Source organism: Bartonella grahamii ATCC 700132 (assembly GCF_000518085.1).
GTDB lineage: Bacteria > Pseudomonadota > Alphaproteobacteria > Rhizobiales > Rhizobiaceae > Bartonella > Bartonella grahamii.
Map to the genome: position 1 here is coordinate 1 of NZ_JACX01000056.1, position 1,628 is coordinate 1,628.

The window sequence follows — 1,628 nt, forward strand, 5'->3', positions numbered from 1 at the left end:
GAGGCGAAATCCTATACGGATATGAAGTTTGAGACGTTAAGTTATGCTGTTGAGGATGTTCGCAAGGAAGCAAGACAAGCAGCAGCGATTGGTTTGGCGGTGTCCAACTTACGTTACAATGATGCGCCAGGAAAGTTAAGTGTTGCACTTGGTAGTGGTATATGGCTCAATCAGGCTGCATTTGCTATTGGGGCTGGTTATACATCTGAAGATGGAAATACCCGCTCTAGTCTATCTGTGACAAATGCCGGAGGGCGCTGGGGTGTAGGTGTAGGATTACGCTTAACTCTAAATTAATAAAATTCACTACTATTATTTTCAAAAAAGCTCCTGTCTATACAAGACAGGAGCGAAAAGAGTTACACGATTAAAAGAACGGTTCCCACAAATAATAATGCCAGCATTAATATTGAAAATAAAAAAGAGAAAAGGTGTGAAGAGTGGCGTGTTTTACGCAAATTTGACAGAAGTCGTGGAGGGGGCTGGTTGGTTGTTACATGATTACACAGAACAGCAGATGAAGACGGTTCTTGAAGATGCCAATAAGTATACGGATGATCAAGTCAATACTATAGTTAATAATGCTGTTAACGAGGCGAAATCCTATACCGATATGAAGTTTGAAACGTTGAGTTATGCCATTGAAGATGTTTGAAAAGAAGCAAGACAAGCATTCGAAATAAATTTTCCTTCTTTTATCAAATGCGTTACATGTGGCATTTTAAGAGAAGGAAAGTTATTCTCATCATAAATGAATAGCAATAGAAGATAAGGGGTTTATTTCGAATAAAAATGTATTTTTTATTGTGAAGTTTTATGTGAAAAAATCATTTATCGTCTCCAAAAGGAATTATTTGAGTAATCGATATTTATTTTTGAGAGAGTTTTTTCCTTATAAGAGAAATATATATTATAATAATATTATCAATGAATGCAGCATTATTTTTTATGACAAGATAGGAGGTATGTTATTTTGCATAATTCTACTGCTGATAAGATTATTATTGGATTGTATAATGCCATAAAAGGTGATCAATTACATGACAGTGAGCAGCAGATTAAGACAGTTTTTGATGATGCAAAAAAATATATAGATAAATGGTTTTCTGAATCCATAGGATAATGCGATGAGTAATGTTGTTAATGATGCAAAATCTTATACGGATACAAAACTTGAAGCATTAAGATATGATATGAAGACAGTTCAGAAAGAAGCAAGACAGGCGGCCTCTGTTGGTTTAGTAGTATCGAATTTAAGTTATTTTGATATTCTTTGGTCTTTAAGTGTCTGTTTTGGTAATGGTTTATATCGTAGTCGATCGGCTTTTGCCTTTGGAGCTGGTTATATGTCAGAAGATGGAAAGATCGCTCTAATATATCCGCAATGAGTTCTGGCGGAGATTGGGGAAGAGGTGCTGGCTTAAGATTAACGCTGAATTTATGATAGTAAAGGATTATTTTAACAACATTTATTCTTATTTTATTGAAATAAGGGTAATTTTTTTTAAGACGCTACAGTATTTATCTAGAGATAAGCATAATATTTAATACATATGCAAGATCACCAAAAGCAGCTGAATTATCTCCTTTGCTCTGCGCATTCAAACCTACAGCAATAGAACTTAGCC

At 34.7% G+C, this 1,628-nt stretch carries 4 protein-coding genes; all 4 read left to right on the top strand.

The genetic code is table 11. The features are described from left to right. Positions 1–297: YadA-like family protein (locus U736_RS0108585; protein ID WP_210164515.1), on the top strand; the 297-nt coding region annotated here is incomplete at its 5' end. Positions 298–433: 136 nt separating this feature from the next. After that, the gene (locus U736_RS11315; RefSeq protein WP_155915015.1) at positions 434–655 is read left to right on the top strand and encodes a hypothetical protein; all 222 of its coding nucleotides are present in this window, start codon (positions 434–436) and stop codon (positions 653–655) included. A gap of 318 nt (positions 656–973) precedes the next feature. Beyond that, on the top strand, positions 974–1,123 hold the full coding sequence (locus tag U736_RS12325) for a hypothetical protein (RefSeq protein ID WP_155915017.1): 150 nt from the start codon (positions 974–976) through the stop codon (positions 1,121–1,123). Positions 1,124–1,127: 4 nt separating this feature from the next. Continuing rightward, complete coding sequence (locus tag U736_RS12330; protein WP_034452155.1) at positions 1,128–1,388, top strand: hypothetical protein; 261 nt, start codon at positions 1,128–1,130, stop codon at positions 1,386–1,388. The last annotated feature ends 240 nt before the right edge of the window (positions 1,389–1,628 follow it).